We start from the raw sequence: 20829 nt of genomic DNA, 5'->3' as shown, positions 1-20829 counted from the left end.
TCAAAGCAGTTCCACCTATAAACAAAGTATTTCCTGTAGCCAACTGTATTGTAACAAGCTTCTATTCGATGGAAAAATGAATATGAGACCTTTAAAAGGAATTATTCGTTCTGTACGTTTGAATACAACTTTTCCAGTAGCACTTTTAATTGTTCCAACTCTTGAGATTCGATTCCCCGCGTTACATAATGATGAGCATTTAATACAATTAGTGACAATTTCTGTTTGATTTCTTCTCCTTTAGGGGTTAAAAATAAATCATGGGAACGTTTGTCTTGTTTGTTCGTCATTCGTTTTACCATAGCCTTACGCTCAAGAGAATGTACCATTCTAACGACGGTTGTCTGGTCACGATCAATGGCCTCTGCCAATTCTTTTTGGTTCATCCCTTTATCCGTATTCAAATAGCTTATAATATTCCATTGTTCAGGTGTGACTTGGTAAGGTTTTAATTGTTTTGTAAAATAATTGGTCAGCTTTATATCTGTTCGGTGTATAAGAAAACCGGTAATATTATATAAATCCATGGAATTCCCTCATTTGTTATTGTTCTTGTTCATCATTATAGGGCATCTAGAAAGGTGTGACAAATGACCGCTGGAGTACACAGGCTAAAAAACCCAGAGTCTCGGAATGACCTGGGTTTCTTGAAACGATGGAGGGGCATAATTTACTCGTACATACAAGACTTTTCTGTTATTGATTAGCTCATCGCAGGTTGAAGTGAGTCTAAAAGTTCTTTAATCTGCTCATTATACTCCAGTTCAAATGTAGGAAGAATCTTATCTAATTTTTGCTGAAACAAATCAGGATCCTGTACACCAAGCTCTGCTCTTAATTCCATCTCCTCTTTTGAACCATTATCGTCCAGAATCATGTCCAGAACTTCCTTTTTAAAGTATTCACTTGGCGGAAGGATCAATGCGTTCATCAGGAATTGCATAAAGAAAAGTTGATTATCTTTTTCTTGTTCAGCTTTTTTCATCGCCTGCTTGGTAAACAAATTAATATATTTCTGACCAAAAGTAACTCCTTTCATTTCGAAAGGTCCACCATGTTCCACCCCTTTCCAACGCATGTCAGCCACAGAACTAAGCCACCAGGCTGGCTCAATGGCCTGCTGCATACGCTGTAACGCCTTACGCTCAAACTGTGGTTCAGGTTGTATGCGCTGTTCTTCAAGACATTTCCCTATCGTCTCGGCTTCAATCGCCGCAACAGTTATGCCCTGTCCGTGAATAGGATCGAAACCACACAGAGCATCACCAAGGACGAGTAAGCCAGAGGGCCAATTCTCCATCAGTTCAAAACGCTGACGAACAGACTCCGAAATACGGTATCCTCTAGGCCCTTGCAAGGGTTCTAATTGCTCCATAAGTTCGACGATTTTATCTCCAGCGAACAGATGTTTGATTTGTTCTTGAAACTCCTCCGGCTGAGTAGACGGGTATTCATTTCCTCCTGCATTAAAAAGAATGAGTCCAACAATATCATCCTCAATACGCGTAAATATACCTGCACGAATACCTTGCTCAGGATCGGAGTCAGACATCACCCATTCGTTCGGAATGGAGCCTTTTATTTTGTAATACCGGGTACTGTAACCAAGAGATACCTTAAGCACTTCAGGCTCTGGTACTGTTAATCCAATCTTATTAAGCCATCTGATTATCTTGGAAGAACGTCCAGAAGCATCAATAACCATATTTGCTGAAATTTGCTCTTCTTTTTTTTCTCCGCTTCTTTCTTTGGTATAAACGCCTGTGACAGTACGCTGATCTTCAGATACGATAAGTCCAGTCACTTCCTTGCTTGTTGAAAAGCTGATCTGAGGCATGTTCTGGATTCGCTTGCGCAGCACCCATTCCAGCAAAGCTCTGCTACACGATGCAATTTCAAACGAAGAAGGGTCCTCCTTGTTGACTAATGTGCCGTATCGGTTAGCAATCAGAAACTGCTCATCATGTGAAGATATCGCTCCCATTTGGATTAATTCATCATTGTATCCCGGGAAGTAATGCTCCATAATGAGTGCGCCACGTGGTTGTACACGGTGTGGATGAAATGATTGAGGTACACCCTGCCTGTTATCTGGATCCAAAGGGAATTCATCTCTTTCAATCACACATACCTCGTCATAATAGTCAGCTAACATTCTTGCCGTAATCAATCCTGCAATCCCTGCCCCAATGACCAGAGCTTTTTTCGCTTCAGACATCTCAACTTCATCCTTTCTTCAAACTTAGTTTTGTTCTACGGTTGTAGAAGGATAAAAATATTACTTATACTACCAATATATAATTAAAATCTCTCTTCTGGTAAGATTCAATACAAAGTCACTATATAGTTAAACTACAATATGGAAGTGATGTAGATGAAAAAGACAAAAACCAAGGTAGATTTGAGGGTTCTCAGAACACATAAATTGTTAACTATCTCCTTTAAAGATTTGTTATCCGAGCAAGGAAAACTATTTAGCAATATTACGATTAATGAAATATGCGACAGAGCGATGGTTCACCGTACCACATTTTACAAACATTTTGAGGATAAATTTGCACTCTTACACTCAACCCTGACCTGGGTGCTTCAGGATTATCTGAAAATGAACACAGAGGATCGGCTAAAACAGCCCCTGCAAAGCCTGTCTAAATTCATGTTGGAAAATTTGCTGGAGCCGATTGTGCAAAATCAAAAAAATGACAAGGAATTTACTGATTTTTTTAAAAACTATATCGGTGATATTTCCAGAAGAGATTTTCTTGAACTCAAACGAAGGGGGAAACGACTTTCAGCACCTATTGAACTTTTAGCCGAATATCATTCTGGCGTTATTAGTTTACTGGTCACATGGTGGATATATCATCTTGAAGAAGATGTTACAGCAGAACAGATGGATGAGTACTACTACCAGTTAGTTAATGAGAAGATCATGCTGGAATAGAAAAAAAGCCGCTATTGCAGCGGCTTTCCTCACGAATGAGGGTTTTCCCTATTCATTCTTTTTCTTATTATTTGAACAAACTTCCTCCATTGCTGCTGATTACATCTTTATACCAATAAAACGACTTTTTACGATAACGTTCCAATGTACCTGTACCGTCATCATGACGATCGACGTAGATAAAACCATAGCGTTTTTTCAGTTGCGCTGTAGTTGCACTCACCAAATCGATACAACCCCAAGTCGTGTACCCCATAAGTTCAACACCATCTTGAATAGCTTCAGCCACTTGGATTAAATGCTGCTTCAGATAATCGATACGATAGTCATCTTCAACTGTTTTTTCTCCGTTTTGATCTGTAATCAATTGATCTACTGCACCTAATCCATTTTCCACGATAAACAATGGTTTCTGATAGCGGTCATACAGAACATTCATAATGTATCTCAAGCCTTCTGGATCGATCTGCCATCCCCAATCACTTGCTTTCAGATGTGGATTAGGTACACCGCCAATAAGGTTACCTTCTCCCTTAATTTGTTTAGCAGGATCTGCTGTTTCACAACTGCTCTGATAATAACTGAACGAAATAAAATCAACCGTGTGTTTGAGGATATCCTCATCTCCAGGCTCGAAGTGGATATTGATTCCGTTCTCTCTCAAATACCGCTTGATATAGTTTGGATAATAACCACGTACATGCACATCGGCAAAAAACGTATTTTTATGGTCAGCATTCATAACTTGAATCATATCTTTAGGGTCAGGAGTTAATGGATAAATGGGCATTGCAATAACCATACAACCGATTTTGAAATCCGGATTGATTTCATGACCAATTTTCACGGCAAGTGCACTTGCCACAAATTCATGATGAACCGCTTGGTACAAATCCTGTTTGCTAAGTTGCTCTTTAGGTGTGCTGATACCACCACTAATAAATGGATGCTCCAAAATCGAGTTGATCTCATTAAATGTCAGCCAGTATTTAACCTTGTTTTTATATCTGTTAAAAATAGTCCGCACATATCGTTCGTAGAAATCAATCATTTTACGGTTAACCCATCCATCATATTCACGGGACAGATGTAACGGAGTTTCATAATGAGAAATGGTAACTAACGGCTCTATGCCGTATTTCAGGCACTCATCGAACAAGTTATCGTAAAATTGAAGTCCTTTTTCGTTTGGTTCAAGCTCGTCGCCCTTCGGAAAGATTCTGGACCAAGCGATTGATGTTCTGAACACCTTAAATCCCATTTCCGCTAACAGTTTAATGTCTTCTTTGTATCGATGATAAAAGTCGATACCAACTAACTTCATATTATCTTCGGTAGGTTCAGCCGTTGGAGGTGTCATAATACCATTCGGCATGATATCTTGAATGGATAACCCTTTTCCATCCTCAAGATAAGCACCTTCTAATTGGTTAGCGGATACAGACCCACCCCACAGGAAGCCATCTGGAAATTGAAATGTTTGATTCATTATTGTTCCACCTTTCATGTTGCGATCAAATAATTCTTATTTATTAGAGTATCTGTTCAATCCGTTTTTTAAACAGATTCAAGCTTGCATCATCCATGTTACTTAGATCACAAAGGAAAATAAATAGATACACAACTTTTAGTTTGATTTAACACTTATTCGAATTTGTTACTTAAATAAAACGCTGTGTTTTTGTTTTGAAACTGTTTCTTAATTTCTTTGGATTTAAGCTTTTAGAAAAGCAGCACCTTTCCAAGTTATGTTTGGAGAGTTGCTACTTTTTTACCTGCAGTCCCAACAAAAAAAAAGATTTAATGACAAGTATCCCTGTAAATGCTCCAGCTCCCCCAGTGAGAGCTAGAAAGAAAGGCTTTTTAAATTTCATGTTAATACCATAGAAAATATATATGTTGCAGTCCTTTAGTTTGATTTAACATCAAATGAAATTTGTTATTTATGTGTAACGCCTTGTTTTCTTGGGGAATAGTATATTACATTAGCAAGGATGGTAAGTTAGATGTTTTGTTTTAAAGTTTATCAATCAGAGGAGGAAAATCATGTTTACTAACGAGCAAATTTCTTCATATAATGATTTGGAAATGTCTCTTTTTAACTATATTATGCAGAACATGGATAAAGTTACATATATGCGTATACGAGAGCTAGCCGATGCAACTCATGTTTCGACGACCACCGTCTTGCGTTTCTGCAAAAAAAACGATTGCGAAGGCTTTTCCGAGTTTAAAGTAAAGCTCAAAATGCTCTTGTCTCAACAAAGAACATCAACGAGAACCTTAAAAAGTCCCCACCAGGCTGCCTATGAATTTTTTGAGAGGTTTCAACATCCTAATTTGGAAGAAAAAATTAAAAATGCTGCCCAGTTGATTTCTAAAGCCAGCGGTGTCATTTTTATAGGTACAGGAAGTTCTGGTATTATGGCTGAATATGGAGCAAGGTACTTTTCAAGTTTGGGTACATTCTCCATGTATATCGATGATCCCCATTTCCCTGTCCATGCTAAAATGCGTAAAAATAGTGTTACCATTGCTTTATCAACTTCAGGTGAGAACCCTTTTACACTGCCACTTCTGAAACAAATTAAGCAGGAAAAAAACAAAATTGTGAGTATAACCAACAATCGTCAGTCTACCATTGCAAAAATGTCAGATATTAATATTTCATACTACGTTGCTGAAGAATTTTATGAATCAGCTAACATTACAACTCAATTCCCTGTTCTCTTTTTAGTAGAGTGGTTGGCCAAAGAGGTTTCAAAAATCGAATGATCTCAGTCTTTTCCTTACTACGATGGTACCTCATCAGAGTAAGGGATTTTTTTATTCACTCTTCAGCCTCATTTAGATGTTATTACTAAAAAGGGAACGTGCCGTTTGGATAAAAACATCCGTTGCCTTAGACATATCCTTCAGATCTGGCACTGCGATGTTAATATCTCTAAACATACTTGGTTTAAGTTCTCGGTATGTCACTTGCTCTGGTAGCGACAAAATGGCGCCTTTCGTTGTAACGATAATCCCCAGACCTTCTTTGACCATACTCAATGCTGTATCGATATGATCAACGACGAACCGAACCTTAGGCTTCATATGATAATTTTTGAATATAGCATGCACTTCTACATCATAACCACCTCTCCCCACTATCAAATTTTCGGTTTCCAAGTCAGGAATTTCTATAAATTCTTTCTGAACTAAAGGATGATGTGAATGAATAACTACGATTAACTCATCTTTTACTAAAGGAATGACATCAAAATCTTGATCCGGCGAAATCGTTATTCCTACGTCTATGGATTTCGTTCGTAACCAGTCTTTCACTTGACTTACACTGCCTTCCGAGAGCCTAATTTCAAGACCAGGATGTTCCTCTTCAAGCTTTCGTATAACTTTAGGAATGAACCTTGTACATGCTGTGGGATAAGCTCCAACGTGAATTTTACCGATCTCCAAGCCTTGTTCAGCTGCAACTAACTCTTCTACTTTTCGCAATTCACTCAGCACATTTCTAAAAAGGACTAGTATCTGTTCCCCTACCTCTGTAAAAACCAGTCCACTCTTCTTATTTCTCTTAATCAGTTTCGTTCCCAATTCGGATTCAACCGTCGCAACAATACGACTTACCGCTGGTTGTGTCATATGCAACTGTTCACCAGCTTTTGTGAAACTGCCTGTCTCCGATATTTTAACAATAAGTTGAATTTGCGTCTCATTCCATATCAATTTTGATATCTCCTTTATAATGAATATGCATTTTATAATATGTAAAATTTAATGTAACATAAAAGAAAATATTTCATCAAGACATTCATTGGAGGTATTTCGTGCATGGCAACTCGTTACAAGTTATTTTTTTTCGCACTCATTCTGGCTTCTTTCAATCTTAGGCCTGGCATTACTTCAATCAGTCCAGTCTTACACGGCATAACCGATGACTTAGGCATGAGTTCGACTTCAGCAAGTTTATTGACTTCGATCCCTTTACTCTGTATCGGGTTTTGCTCCTTATTTGCCGGACGTCTGGCAAACCGCTACCAAGCCGAGAAAATCATTACCATCTTTATTACTTGTATTGGTATCGCAACATTCCTACGCTTCTTTACGAATTCACCAGTATATCTATTATTCACTGCGTTATTTATTGGCGCTGGAATAGGTATTGTGAGCCCGTTAATGTCCGGTTTCATTAAAAGTTATTTTCCAGATAAGGTGCCTTTGATGATTAGTATGTATTCTACTTCTATGGTCGTAGGTGCATCCATTGCCATAGGTTTAACGACGCCTCTTCAACACTTGTTCAATGATTCATGGAAAATTGGTTTAGGTTTCTGGTTTGTATTTGCACTTATTGCTGTTCCACTTTGGTTTAAGATCATCAGGCATCCTCATACTACCAAAGAAAAAGCATTAATACGCAGTAACGTCTCCTTACCGCTGAAAAATAAGGAAGCCTGGCTTTTAACCTCTTTTGTAGGGATTGTTATTCTTTTGTTTTATTGTTTCGCGGCTTGGCTGCCAGCCATTGTGGAGAAAAAGGGATATGCATCGTCTTACGCTGGTTTTATAGGCACATTATCTATGCTCGCACAGCTACCAGCAACTCTATTGTTGCCTTTCCTCTTAAAAAGCATTCCGAGTAGAAGGTTTTGGATTACTTTTTTCACGATAAGTGAAATTGTTGGATTAGCTCTTTTAAGTTTTACTAATATTACACCAATTGTAGCCAGTATATGTTTGGGTATTGGTGCAGGTGGACTAGTTTCACTCACCTTGTTATTACCCATTGATAAGACAAGTTCCCCCATCGAGGCCAGCACATGGTCTGCAATGACACAGGCGATTGGATATATGATTGGTGCAATAGGTCCTTTTATCATTGGACTATTGTATGACTACACAGGAAGCTTCCTACCAACCATGTATCTGTTGATTGCTATTGGATTCGTAGTGATTGTCTTAGGTTGGAAAATCACCAAACCCTCAGCTAAAACAAATGCAGGATAAACTCCATTGAAGTTCAACGTTTTGATTCGATGGACAACAAAACAAAAAAGCAGCTGATCATATTGATCAACTGCTTTTTTGAGGGGTTAGCGAATCAGGATCTTCCTGAGCTTGAATGGTAATGGAATCTAAACGCATATTGCTGCGGAATATGCGTTTAAAGTAAGTGTTTACATTTGAACGTTTACGAGTTATCATCTATTCCATAAGTAAATACAAATCGATTGAAGATTGTTACTGGTCATGCAGGCGAGACTTCAGCAAAAATGGGGATAATATATCCTATGTTTTGTTGAAGTCTTTTTTTCATGTCTGGGTTCGGGAGGGAGTTTAGTGGTAATAAAACAAGTCATTAATAATAACATTGCCATAAGTGTGGATGCCCAAGGAGATGAAATCATACTGATTGGAAAAGGTTTAGCATTTAATAAAAAAAAGGGTGATGATCTAGATACAAGGCTTGTGGAAAAACGCTTCTATCTGGAAGACAAAGGATTGTATGCTAAGTTCAAAAAACTCCTCAAAGAGGTTTCCGTTGAAGATATAGATATATCCGATGACATCATTAGCCTTGCTAAAAAAAGGCTGAAAAAAGATCTGAATGAAAGCATCTACATCTCATTGCCAGATCATATTAACTTAGCCGTTACACGAACAAGAGAAGGCTTGGATGTGAAGAACGGACTACTTTGGGAGATAAAAAAAATATACAAAGAGGAGTTTAGTATAGCCAAAGTAGCAGTCCAGATGATTAACGAAAAATTCAAAGTCGAGCTTGGCGAAGATGAAGCAGGTTTTATTGCTTTTCATTTTGTGAATGCTCAGTTGAATAACGGCATGAATACAGTTACTAAGATAACGCAGTTTATAAAAGAGATTTTAAATATTATCAACTATCAACTTCGAATTACAGTGGATGAGGAATCCTTATCCGGATTTCGCTTTATCACACATTTGAAATTCTTTGCGAATAGAATTTTCTCTCAAGAAACTTACGAAGACGGAGATGAGGATTTTTATATATATGAGCTAGTCAAAGAGAGATACTCGGAAGCTTTCAAAACTACGGAGAAAGTAAAAACTTTTATACGTAATCAGTATGCATATGAGGTTTCCGATACGGAGGTGACTTACTTAACCATTCATATTCAGCGTTTATTAACTAGAAAAACTGAATAACACTTTTCAAACTTGTTACTCTTCGGGAGGCTAGACTTGAATTCAATCTGGAGCATTGTCACAAAGACAATTGCTTTAGGTTTAATTCAAGTTTTTTTTATCTTCTACCCTCCTTCTAGTCTTACAAACATCCCAGACTATACTATTGCGATAAAGGAGATCCAACGATGAAAAATAAAGAATTAGGCGACAAAATCGTACACTTAGTCGGTGGCGAGAAAAATGTTGAATCACTCATTCACTGTGCAACACGGTTAAGATTTAAGCTGAAAGATAGCAGTAAGGCCGATAAAGAATCCTTGTCCACCATTCCTGATGTTATTACTGTTGTAGAAAAAGGGGGACAACTTCAAGTTGTCGTTGGAAATAAAGTAGGTAAGGTATTTGATGAGATTATGAATTCCCACCATATCACTTCTGGTGCATCTGAAGACGGTGATCCTAATGACCAGAAAGATGGAATTATGGCAAAAGTTTTTGATTACATCGCAGGTGTATTTACTCCACTCATCCCTGCTTTAGCCGGTGCCGGTATGATAAAGGCTTTGCTTGCCATTCTCAGTGTGCTTCACTGGATTGATGTCAAGGGTTCAACGTATGCCGTATTAAATGCTGCATCCAGTGGTCTGTTCTACTTTTTGCCTATCTTTGTAGGTATATCTGCTGCAAAAAAACTTGGCGCCAATTCTTTTGTTGGCGGTGTGATTGCAGCAGGCTTGCTGGACCCTAATTTCACCGCATTAAAAGAAAGCGGTTTGGATACAACCTTCATGGGTATTCCATTAATCCTTGCCAGCTATTCTTCAACGGTATTTCCAATTCTCATGGCGATGGCTGTTTACGCCCCACTGGAAAAATGGTTAAAACGAATAACTCCTGATACGATTCAGTTATTTTTCGTGTCTATGGTTGGTATCTTGATCATGGTTCCAGCTACAGCTCTCGTGTTTGGTCCATTTGGACAATATATCAGTTCAGGAATTGGAAACGGCGTTGCTTTCATGATGGACTTCTCTTCAATTTTGACAGGTATTATCATTGCCTCTGCTTGGCCGTTTCTCGTTATATTTGGTATCCACTGGGGCACTCTGCCTATCATATTGGATAACATGGCCAATGGCGGAGATATGATTAAACCGATTACTGCCGCATCTGTTTTTGCACAAATGGGGATCGCATTTGGTATCTTCCTGCGTTCAAGAAAAAACAAAGATTTACGCTCCTTTACGTTTGCAGGCACGGTATCGGGACTGTTAGCCGGCGTAACTGAGCCTATTCTGTATGGTTTGATTCTAAGACACAGAAAATTGATTCCCCTGCTGTTTATCTCAGGAGCGATTGGCGGAGCAATGATTGCTGTATTCGATGTGAGAATTTCGACCTTTGTATTTAACAGCATTTTTACAATTCCTAATTACACGCCTACACTTGGATATGCAATGGGAATAGGCTCTTCATTTTTTGCGGCAACGATTTTAGCATTTATTTTTGGTATTAAAGATATCGATAAAACTAGCTCTTCAAATGAAAAAAAACAGGATGAAGTTACTACGTTCAAGCAAGATAAAATTAAATCAAGTGCAGTTGAAGAAATCTTTTCGCCTTTGAAGGGTGAAGTCGTACCGCTGGATAAAATAGATGATCCTGTATTTTCAACAGGCGCGATGGGTAAAGGCATCGGAATTGAACCTACTGAAGGGATCGTATTCTCTCCGTTTGACGGAAAAGTGGTCGATTTATTCCGCACAAAACATGCCATTGGTTTAGCAAGCGATGAAGGTGTTGAGTTACTAATTCATATTGGAATTGACACGGTCAAATTAAAAGGCAAATATTTTGAATCTCATGTTGAGAGTGGTGCAGTGGTGAAAAAGGGAGACAAATTAGTTACTTTTGATGTTCAAGGAATCAAGGATGCAGGATTTCAAACCGTTACACCTGTTATTATTGCGAATACAAGTGACTATCTGGATGTGCTTCCTGCTGATCGCAAGCAAACTAATGCAGGAGATCAGATACTAACCGTTATAAAATAAGCTAACTCTGGAGGACTAACAATGAATCAAAGAAATAAATCATTTCCACAAGGATTCCTATGGGGAGGTGCGATTGCCGCCAACCAAACTGAAGGTGCTCATCTTGAAAATGGCAAGGGCTTATCTATTGTTGATTTAATGCCAAATGGGCTTCTCGCGGAGCTTAAAGAGGATAGTACCGACCTGAACCTTTATCATGAAGGGATTGGCTTCTATCATCACTACAAGGAAGATGTGGCTATGTTCGCGGAAATGGGGTTTAAAACATTTCGTACCTCTATTGCCTGGAGCCGTATCTTTCCAAAAGGAGACGAACCGAATCCAAATGAAAAGGGTTTGGAATTCTATGACAATCTATTCGGTGAATTATTGAAGTATGGAATCGAGCCGGTTGTGACCATTTCTCACTTTGAAACCCCTTGGCATTTAGTCAAAGAATATGGCGGCTGGAAAAACCGTAAACTGATCGATTTCTATATTCGTTATTGTGAAACGATATTTAATCGCTACAAGAATAAAGTGAAATATTGGATGGGTTTCAATGAAATCAATAACATCTACACAAGCCCCATAGCCGCGGGAGCAATCTTGATTGAAGAAAATGAGAATCGACTTCAGGCTATCTATCAAGCAAGTCACAATTGTTTTGTAGCAAGTGCATTAGCAACGAAATTATGTCATGACATCATCCCTGGTTCTCAAATGGGGGCTATGTTAGCACTTAGTGCGATTTATCCAAATACATGCCACCCTGATGATGTATTCGAAACCTACGAAGTACGAAGACGTGCCCTATTCTTTGGTGATGTTCTTCTTCGGGGAACGTATCCAAGTTATATTTATCGTATTTGGGATGAACATGATGTTCAAATCAAGATGGAAGACAGTGATCTGGATCTAATTAAACAATATCCAGCGGACTATTTAGGTTTTAGTTATTATCGATCAACTACACACAAAGCCGGAACTCGAATCTTGGGACACACGGGAGGAATAGCAGGAACGCCGAATCCATACTTGGAGGCTACACCCTGGGGTTGGCAGATTGACTCCAAAGGTCTTCGTTATGTATGTAATGAATTATATGACCGTTATCAGAAGCCACTCTTCATTGTGGAAAACGGTTTGGGAACAAATGACGAAATCGAGAACGGTGAAATCAATGACGATTATCGCATTGACTATGTAAGAGCTCATATCGAAGAATTGAAAGAAGCCGTTGTAGATGGTGTAGAACTCATGGGCTATACCTATTGGGGACCGATTGATATCGTTAGCGCCGGAACAGGAGAACTGAAGAAAAGATACGGATTCATTTACGTAGATCGGGATAATGAAGGAAAAGGAACATTGAATAGAACAAGAAAGAAAAGTTTTAACTGGTATAAGAAAGTAATTGAAAGCAATGGGGACGACTTGGCCTAAGAAAATTCATGCGTATCAATTTTGCGGAATGACTGATTCTCTCTATTTCTTAAGACAACACGAAAAACCTCCACTACAGTGGAGGTTTTAGTATAAATATTAAAGTATATAGGGCACCAGCCTAAGCGCAATCATAGCTTTTCAAGCATTATGTATCGTTTAAATAAGGAAGCAGTTAGCTCTGACGATACCCTGCATGCAGCGTATATGTGATTCCTCACATGAAATAACAGCCTGGTTCGGAACGGCAACTATTTCTTAGTGCTGCCTCCCTACGTCATTAACTTCCGTCTAAAAAACACCAGCAGGTACCTCTAGCAACGGATAAGCATTAAATAATGCTGCAGATTTCAAACACCATAAATAAATTTAGTTGTCATTGTATACAGCCTCCCTTTTTCGCAGTACCACTACGATATCTGTCTGAGGTACAAATAAATTATAATTCGTTACATGCACTTGTCTCGTTTCGGTTACGGATTCTATCTTTAATTCAGGAGGAAGACAGCGCTCTATGTGAGTAATTAATGTTTCTTTGGTAAATCTCCAAATTACACCATCAATCGAAGAGTTCGCCATATAACCACGGTCTGTTACAGAACCTGAAAGAGACTTGAGAACAACCGGGTCCGCAATAATGATAGATCCACCGTCACGTAACAGTCTGCAGCTCTCTATGAAGGCTTTTTTGTGATAGCGAATGTGATGAAAGCTTCGTGCAAACAAAATCATATCGCAGCTATGATCAGGTAAAGAAGTTGGCTTATCAATGAATGCATGGATATAAGAATTAAACCTTCCCCACTTCTTTCCAAGTTTTAGAGCATTTAAATTCGGATCCATGTTGAGAAAACGAACATCCTTCTGCTTGCGAAGATACTTGTTCAATAAACCTGTACCACAGCCCACCTGAAGAACATCGCCCTTTAAAGGGGGTAAAATTTTGTAGACATTACGAGGAATAGGGAAATTTTGAACATACATGGCCAATTCGTAGAAAATCGGATAACGCTCTTGCAATCGAACCAATTTACTGGTGTAGAAAGGTTTCCGCTTTTTGTGACGTTTAAAGTCCCATTTGTTCAAATAGTAGACAGGGGTTAACAGCAAGAACAGAATAATAAAGACACTTTGGATGCTATAAATTCCTAGTTTACTAAAACGATCATTGGAATTATGAGGCATCATTTTTTTAGAAGTATTCAAAAGCATCACTCCCCTCTCACAACGCTATGAATGGTGTAAAACCTGTTCTAACATAACAAACGAATCCAATTTAATGACTTACGAAGCGAAGGGAATCTGATCATGCACAATTCAATCGTATTTAGAGAAGCGTATTTTTTTGACTCCTTCTCCCCCGTCCATTTGAAGCTGACAAAAGAAGAGCCGTTTACGATGATGCATCACTATATTTTGTTGAAATCGCTTATGTATAGAAATCATTTTTTCGTGAAGGCCTCGATTGGACAATGTTTGTCGAGCGGCGTAATGAATTTCGCAATGTATTCGAACTAATGTTACATCAACAGGAGGCTGATACACCTCATCTGAGCATCGAAAAAGCCGCCCACAGGCGACCTTTTGAGCAAGAATACGATTTTCAACTTGAGGACGCTGGATTATATAGGTCTGCATCATGTTCGGAGATCCAATCAATTTGCTTGTATCCACGGCCAGCCATCGTTTGCTGTCGCACATCCAGAACCTCTAATTTCGGTGCCTGCCAAGGCGCTTTTTTCGTTTCCAGCGGTCGTCTCCTCCTTTCTACAAAACTAGAACCAAGATGCGAGCACCCTTACATTACTTGCGTGATACAACTTTCAAAGATACGAAATGTATCTTTATGGGAATTATAAGACACAATACGTATCTAAGTAAACAAATATTTCATCCCTTTCCTTCTATAAATATCTGCAAAATTCAATCCGATTGCTTACATCCTTACTAATAGATATATTACCCTTGCGAAGAAATGCCGCGCCTTCGTTCACTTTCGCTCGTTGTTGGATTTCCATCTTATCACCTGTTTCATCATAATATATACTACCCTTTAACAGCGCCTGCAGTCATACCGTCTATGAAGTATTTCTGGAAAGCAATGAATAGTATGAAAATTGGAATGATGGAGAAGAAGGAGCCCACGATCAAGAGGTCATAGTTATTGCCATAAGGAGTTAACAACGTTTTCAAACCGATTGGAAGTGTATACTTACTCTGATCTCCTAACACCATGAATGGCCACAACAGATTATTCCAGCTATTCATCCCATTCAGAATGGCCATTGCCGCAAAGGATGGCTTCATAATCGGCATAATTAGCCTGAAATAAATTGCATACTCGTTTGCCCCATCAACTCGCCCAGATTGAATAATCTCTTTGGGTATGCTTCTTAGATATTGCCTGAAGAAAAATATTGTCGCGGCATTGGCTATACCTGGCAAAATGATTGCCGAATAGCTATTCACCATTCCCAAATCATTAATTAGGCTATACAAAGGAACCAGCAGTATTTCAAAAGGCACCATCATAATGAGCAAAACACATATAAAGAGGAAGTTCTTGCCTTTAAAATCATATGCTGCAAAACCATAAGCAACAAATGCGCTTACAAAAAGTGTTAAAACCACTTGAACAATTGTTAGAATCAAACTATTCCAAAACCACACAAAATAATCATGTTCTCCAGTAAACAGAAAGATGAAATTATCAAAACTCATGATTTCAAAATCCAAACTTAGGTTAAGACCATATCTAACTAATGATTCACCTGGCTTAAAGGAAGATAGGGCCACTGCGTAGAATGGGATCATAATTATAACGAATAGTATAATGAATAAACCAATAATTACTATTCTAGAGATGAAATCACTCCTCGTCTGACTTCTGCCCACTTTAATCCTCCTCCTTTTTGAACATTCCACTAAATTTCAACTGTGTTAAATTGATAACCATCGCAATGACTAACAGAATGATACCAACTGCAGCTGCGTAACCCAGCTTATTCTGCTCAATCCCTTGTCTATACAGATATCCAACAATGGTTAAGCCAATATTTTGGGGCGATTTGTTACCGTTGAACATCATCAGACTCTCGGTAAACATGGCTAAACCTGCATAAACACTAATTGTGGTAACATATACCGTGGTCGGCTTCAATAATGGCATTGTGATCATTCTAAACTTCTGCCAAGCAGATGCACCGTCAATTGAAGCAGCCTCATAATATTCATTGTCAATGCTTTTCAAACCCGATAGATAGTAAAGCATATTAACGCCCGTCCATCTCCAACATGCGAGGATTAACAGTGCCGCCATACTCCATGCTCCGTCTTTCAAAAATTTAATAGGCTCTACGCCAAATAGACCCAGGAAACTGTTCATTAAGGAACCTTCCATTTCACCGAATGTAAGACGAAAAATGGTCCCCGCAACTGCGACAGATGTCAAGGCAGGGAGAAAGAACGAAGATTTAAAAAACTCTCTTCCCACCATTAACTTACTGTTGATCATAACGGCGAATAACATGGGAAAGGGAATTAACAGCACTAAGGTTCCTATCATGTACACAACGCTATTTTTAATCGATATCAAAAACACTTTATCTGTAAGCAATTTCGAATAATTCGCTTCACCAATCCATTTAGGATCCTGTCCCAGCATCCGATCTTGAAAACTCATTACGAATGAATTTACAAGCGGATACAACCAGAAGATCAAAAATATGAATATAAATGGCAATACAAAAACATAAGGCGCAACTTTTTGAGAGTATACAAATTTCTTTATCATATTCTCAATCTCCCTTGACTATGGTTAAACCTGCCGACCACTATACCTGCCAACAGGTTTAATCGAATCATTTACTTATTATATTTATTTCAATTCTTGTTCAATTGCTGCTTGTGCTTCATCCAACGCTTCCTTCACGTCTTGGCCATCTTCAAAGATCGCATTTAAAGTAACCGTATTGAATATATTGCCGATGGTTGGTGAAGCTTTAACGGACTTTATCGCTCTAATTTCGTCCTTGATTTCATTCAAAGTGTCAAATGCATTTGTTTTAAAGTATTGGACGTATTCATTTTCAGGGTTTTTCGTAACTGCGTCATCTGTCCATACTTCCATGTTGATTGGGTCAAATCCAAGTGTATTCCAAATTTCAGTCGTAGCTTCTTTCGAAAGCTTAGCAAAGGCTACAAATTCTTTTGCCAACTGAACGTCTTTACCATTTTTAGTAACAACTGTGCCAGTACCGCCTAAGCCAACGGAACGAGGGTTACCTTCTTCGAATACAGGCAATGGAGCTATTGCATACTTCCCTTTAAGGTCTTTCATTTCGTTTACAAAGCGGGACATGTACCACTCAGGCATTAATGCACTTGCGTAGTTGCCTTTGTTATATTCGCCTTTTGCTTCTTCTGTGTCGGGTTGTCCGCCAGGGATCGTATGAATAACATTGTTCTTCTGCAGATCGACTAACATTTCAAACGCTTTAATCATTTCAGGCGAATTCACTTTTGGATTACCATTTTCATCTGTAAAATCAGCATTTTGCTGAGCTAGTAGCAGCGATGCTTGGAACGAAGCTGACGTATCAGCAGTACCTAAGTACTTGCCAGTCTTTTCGTAAACCTGGATACCTGCTTGTTTGTAATCTTCCCACGTTATGATTTTCTTGTAGTCAACACCTGCTTGTTCGAGAATTTCAGTGTTGTAGAAAGCAAGCGTAGCCCCTACGTGATAATCAAAGCCATAAACCTGATCGGCTTTGGAGTAAATCTCGACACGTGAAGGAACAACAGCGTCTTTGTATGGTGCATATACATCATTCAAAGATTCCAGGGGAACGTTGTCACCTTCCAAGAATTTCGGGAATTTACCTAGCTCAATATCCGCGATATCAGGAGCACCTTTTCCGCTTGTAACTGCCAGTAAAAGCTTGTTATGCATATCATCGTAAGGCATAACCGTCACATTTAACTTAATCTGTTTGTCTGGGTTCTGTTGGTTCCATAACCCCAGCATTTTATCCAAATGCTTGCCGTGCAAATCTACGAATGTCCAAAATGATAATTCTGTTGCATTCTCACCGGCATTAGCGCCTAATTGTCGTGTTTCCGTTTTTGAACCAGAAGGATTACCACATGCAGTAAAAACAAGTGACATAATAAGGAGTGTAACGATGGAGATTAAAGCACTGCGTTTTTTCATTTGTTCGTCATCCTCTCTTTTTGTTATGCATTTGAAAAGTCGGCTGACAAGTTAGTTCTGTTGATTTAAGCGGTTACAATCCATCTTGGCACCACCATCCTTAACATAATTCTAACCTTTCAAAGAAAAGACCCCTTCGCAACAATTTCTTAGACTCCGTACTGTAAGCGCTTCATATGCCGTATTAATATATATATGAAATAAGCGTTATATAACCATTTGATTATAAAATCATAAAGTTTATGGGGAGATTTTACTCTTTGAAAAAGCTGGCGCTCTACAAACAAATTCGAGAAAACTCGCTGACGAAGGATTAATTATACGCGTACAAGGCAAAGGCTCATCCGTCTCTTCAAATCTTGTTGTTTCTAGCATATACAGCTCAAGGTATCTCGATTGACAAGAGCTTGTGGTGTCACATCCCTCTCAGCATTCTACGCAGTGAGCATGCATTGGACTATGTAAGCGAATTCTTGCTGAACCACAGTGGAATTTCGGCAGCCTTCTCCTTGACTGAAGAAACAGCACGCCTTACATCGACCGCTATCCTTCGTCTGAACGATCACTCCAATATCGATTTGCTATCTTTCGATAATCCACATCTTTCTGGCGTAGCTTATGTGCAGCAGGATGAACAGGAAATGGCACGAACAGCAGTCAAGCTGTTACGTGAACAGATGGAAGATACTTATTCTCCTAAGTACGCCATTATTCCCGTGCAACTCATCTTTCCTTGACACGACAATCGTTGCAAGTTCTTGTCCTTGGCTCGGGACACGAACTTGCAACGATAAAATAAAAAAAGCCGCTTCGATAGCGACTTCAATGGGAATATGTTCTTGTCCCTCGGTATATCCACTTCTAATACAGCATGATCAGCATTATTTAAGAATATTTATTGGCAAAATGGAAGTCATTTTTTAGATCACGTTTGATTGCTGCTCGTAATGAAGTTGAAACCTTATCTTCATTAGCTATTTCTTTAAGTCTAGTTTGTTTTCTTGCTCAGAGAAAAAAGTCTTATCGTTTATTTATTTCGCGATGTAGGAAACTTATAAATAATTCCTTTGATATGACCTACGAATACAATACCCCACACCTTGCCGGCGTGAGTTTCAACACTCATACTGCGTAGAAGCTGCCGGGCTTTTTGGTGAGAAGCGGGGAAATCCTACAATTCTTCAGAATAAAAAGCTTTAGATACGGATTCCGTAGCTTTATCAATAAAAGCTGCAATTTTACTCGGGCTTTCCTTCAGACCACTACTCACCCACTTTTTAATAATAGCTATACTGCCATGAGCGGTGAACGTATACCAGGACTCAAATAATTGTGGATCAAAATATGTTAATTCCGTCTTCCATCGTTCAATAGTTAAATCGTGACTGATATAGAGGATTCGTTCTAATAATTCTTTATCGCCGTGCTCTGAGAACAGAACCTCACATATCGTTTTATTCGCTTTTATGTACTTACATAATTCATAAGATAGCGTTTGAGGGTTGGAAGAACTCATCCCAACCTGCTTAATGTCTTCGTAAAGATCATTTTCAATCGTTGAAAGAAGCTCAAACTGATTAGCATAGTGTGTATAAAAGGTGTTGCGATTAATCCCTGCTTCTCTGCAAATGTCGGTCACTGTAACTTTATTGATAGACCGTTCTGTCAACAGCTTCAACAGGCTTTCTTTGATAACCATTTTTGTATATCTCACTCTGTGATCTGTTTTTTTGTCTGCCATAATATCCTCCTAATTTAAAATAATGAACAAATCTAAGGTGGTTTGTATGATAACTAACATATCTCAATCGAACAGCCTGTTGTTTAAGTAACACAGTGAAATTATAATTTATTTGAACGTTCAATTCTAGTTTTAAACTGAAATGGAGGTAAAATATGGGCGATATAACTGTAGTACCTGTATGGATAATTCAAGATCTTATAGTCTTAATTGCTGCTGTTCTAATGGTTTTCTATATCCTGGATAAGGAAACGCATCCCAAAACGGTTCTACTGCAGTTTATAGGTTTTGTGTTTTTTTACGCAGCCGTTTTTGAAATTACTGCTTCATCGCTTGGGGAAGGCTTTTACGCCTATGGGCGGAGTATTTTAATGTTATTTAATATACCGATTACTGTCCCTATTATTGAGTTTCTGATCATTTATTCAACTTTGCGTGTTCTAAAGTCTGTAAATATACCGTCCTGGACTAAACCATTTATTACGGGATTGAGCGCTATGGTTTTTGACTTTTCACTCGACCCGGTGGCTGTTAAACAGATATTTCAGACTACAGATGGACTTATGGCAAGATGGACTTATTATCCGCTAGCCGGTGAACCTCAGATCTATGGGGAACCTGTGATGAATTTTACAGGATGGATTTATATAGCAGGATATTGGACCGTCTTTATTCTAATTGGAGAATGGTGGCATAAAAAGAAAGGCTATAGTAAATCAATTGGTTATATCTATCCGTTTCTGGCGGCCATTCTGTCATTAGCCTGTATGTTCTCACCTTTATCTAACTTCCTTAATTATATGGGGCCGTTCTTCGAAAGAACCTCTAATATGCAATGGGTGATGTTGATTACACTTTCTGTAATTACAATCGGAATTTTAACATTAGCTTTTATAAAGTTTTGGGACCGGAAGGTTAATTATTCAATCACTCCCAAAAAAGATTTTCCTATCATGTTTACTTTCGTAGGGTTCCCCCTAGTCAATACTATATTTTGCATTATAGGCGGTTATACGGAAGTGTTGTGGCTGGTCGCTCTGGCTCAGATTTTCTTATTGCTAGGCTGGATTGGAATTTACATTATGGGTAAAAAAGCAAGTCCAATCACGAAATAACCATAAACCCAAGCATGGAGGCAAAGACACACTTTCATTACTGTTCCTTTTCGGTATTTTAATTTTGGTGCTTCTTGCTTACATGAAAAGAAATAAACCGTCCACCCTAAGCTAACAGTCTATTCCGACGACCACCTAGCGGCCGACTGCTCTTAATGTAGTTA

At 38.7% G+C, this 20829-nt stretch carries 18 protein-coding genes; 8 read left to right on the top strand and 10 right to left on the bottom strand.

Translation table 11 applies throughout. The features are described 5' to 3' along the window. Positions 1–101: 101 nt before the first annotated feature. Both MKY85_RS16335 and MKY85_RS16330 read right to left on the bottom strand, forming a co-directional pair. Positions 102–527, bottom strand: coding sequence for a MarR family transcriptional regulator (locus MKY85_RS16335; protein ID WP_339234067.1), 426 nt, complete (start codon positions 525–527; stop codon positions 102–104). Positions 528–703: 176 nt separating this feature from the next. Continuing rightward, positions 704–2218: an FAD-dependent monooxygenase gene (locus MKY85_RS16330; RefSeq protein ID WP_342570120.1), complete on the bottom strand. Its 1515-nt coding sequence runs from the start codon at positions 2216–2218 to the stop codon at positions 704–706. Between the two features lie 156 nt (positions 2219–2374). Between MKY85_RS16330 and MKY85_RS16325 the strand changes: the two genes are divergently transcribed. Next, the gene (locus tag MKY85_RS16325) at positions 2375–2944 is read left to right on the top strand and encodes a TetR/AcrR family transcriptional regulator (RefSeq protein ID WP_342570118.1); all 570 of its coding nucleotides are present in this window, start codon (positions 2375–2377) and stop codon (positions 2942–2944) included. Positions 2945–3011: 67 nt separating this feature from the next. Here MKY85_RS16325 and MKY85_RS16320 read toward each other — a convergent pair whose 3' ends face one another. Continuing rightward, positions 3012–4433, bottom strand: coding sequence for a glycoside hydrolase family 1 protein (locus MKY85_RS16320; RefSeq protein ID WP_342570117.1), 1422 nt, complete (start codon positions 4431–4433; stop codon positions 3012–3014). A gap of 557 nt (positions 4434–4990) precedes the next feature. Here MKY85_RS16320 and MKY85_RS16315 point away from each other — a divergent pair. Next, positions 4991–5719: a MurR/RpiR family transcriptional regulator gene (locus MKY85_RS16315; protein WP_342570115.1), complete on the top strand. Its 729-nt coding sequence runs from the start codon at positions 4991–4993 to the stop codon at positions 5717–5719. Positions 5720–5791: 72 nt separating this feature from the next. Here the strand turns inward: MKY85_RS16315 and MKY85_RS16310 are convergent, their stop codons facing one another. Then, entirely contained in the window at positions 5792–6673 is an 882-nt protein-coding gene (locus MKY85_RS16310) for a LysR family transcriptional regulator (protein ID WP_339234056.1), read from the bottom strand. 105 nt (positions 6674–6778) lie between these two features. On the opposite strand from MKY85_RS16310, the gene MKY85_RS16305 reads away from it, so the two are divergent. The 4 genes from MKY85_RS16305 to MKY85_RS16290 all read left to right on the top strand — a co-directional run bounded on the left by MKY85_RS16305 (position 6779) and on the right by MKY85_RS16290 (position 12594). Further along, entirely contained in the window at positions 6779–7954 is a 1176-nt protein-coding gene (locus MKY85_RS16305; RefSeq protein WP_342570113.1) for an MFS transporter, read from the top strand. Positions 7955–8287: 333 nt separating this feature from the next. Next, positions 8288–9133 (top strand): PRD domain-containing protein, encoded by an 846-nt coding sequence (locus tag MKY85_RS16300; protein ID WP_342570112.1) that lies wholly within the window; start codon positions 8288–8290, stop codon positions 9131–9133. Between the two features lie 167 nt (positions 9134–9300). Further along, a complete protein-coding gene (locus MKY85_RS16295) occupies positions 9301–11169 on the top strand; it encodes a beta-glucoside-specific PTS transporter subunit IIABC (protein WP_342570110.1) in 1869 nt (622 codons plus the stop codon). Positions 11170–11190: 21 nt separating this feature from the next. Further along, positions 11191–12594: a family 1 glycosylhydrolase gene (locus tag MKY85_RS16290; protein ID WP_339234046.1), complete on the top strand. Its 1404-nt coding sequence runs from the start codon at positions 11191–11193 to the stop codon at positions 12592–12594. A 369-nt stretch (positions 12595–12963) separates the two neighbouring features. Here the strand turns inward: MKY85_RS16290 and MKY85_RS16285 are convergent, their stop codons facing one another. From MKY85_RS16285 to MKY85_RS16265, 5 genes are all read right to left on the bottom strand, one after another. Then, the gene (locus tag MKY85_RS16285; protein ID WP_342570108.1) at positions 12964–13800 is read right to left on the bottom strand and encodes a class I SAM-dependent methyltransferase; all 837 of its coding nucleotides are present in this window, start codon (positions 13798–13800) and stop codon (positions 12964–12966) included. 397 nt (positions 13801–14197) lie between these two features. Next, a complete protein-coding gene (locus MKY85_RS16280) occupies positions 14198–14344 on the bottom strand; it encodes a paeninodin family lasso peptide (RefSeq protein WP_145331132.1) in 147 nt (48 codons plus the stop codon). 296 nt (positions 14345–14640) lie between these two features. Further along, positions 14641–15489, bottom strand: a complete 849-nt coding sequence (locus tag MKY85_RS16275) for a carbohydrate ABC transporter permease (RefSeq protein ID WP_342570106.1) — start codon at positions 15487–15489, stop codon at positions 14641–14643. Between the two features lies 1 nt (position 15490). Further along, the gene (locus MKY85_RS16270; RefSeq protein WP_342570104.1) at positions 15491–16387 is read right to left on the bottom strand and encodes a sugar ABC transporter permease; all 897 of its coding nucleotides are present in this window, start codon (positions 16385–16387) and stop codon (positions 15491–15493) included. 84 nt (positions 16388–16471) lie between these two features. Then, a complete protein-coding gene (locus tag MKY85_RS16265) occupies positions 16472–17809 on the bottom strand; it encodes an extracellular solute-binding protein (protein ID WP_342570103.1) in 1338 nt (445 codons plus the stop codon). 509 nt (positions 17810–18318) lie between these two features. On the opposite strand from MKY85_RS16265, the gene MKY85_RS16260 reads away from it, so the two are divergent. Further along, positions 18319–18546, top strand: a complete 228-nt coding sequence (locus tag MKY85_RS16260; protein ID WP_342570100.1) for a hypothetical protein — start codon at positions 18319–18321, stop codon at positions 18544–18546. Positions 18547–18980: 434 nt separating this feature from the next. Here MKY85_RS16260 and MKY85_RS16255 read toward each other — a convergent pair whose 3' ends face one another. Beyond that, positions 18981–19550, bottom strand: coding sequence for a TetR/AcrR family transcriptional regulator (locus MKY85_RS16255; protein WP_342570099.1), 570 nt, complete (start codon positions 19548–19550; stop codon positions 18981–18983). Positions 19551–19705: 155 nt separating this feature from the next. Between MKY85_RS16255 and MKY85_RS16250 the strand changes: the two genes are divergently transcribed. Further along, positions 19706–20665, top strand: a complete 960-nt coding sequence (locus MKY85_RS16250; RefSeq protein WP_342570097.1) for a carotenoid biosynthesis protein — start codon at positions 19706–19708, stop codon at positions 20663–20665. Positions 20666–20829 lie beyond the last annotated feature (164 nt).

It is taken from the genome of Paenibacillus sp. FSL R5-0749 (assembly GCF_038595085.1).
Lineage (GTDB): Bacteria > Bacillota > Bacilli > Paenibacillales > Paenibacillaceae > Paenibacillus.
Note: the sequence above shows the minus strand (reverse complement) of the source record. Positions and strands in the feature narration are given on the sequence as shown.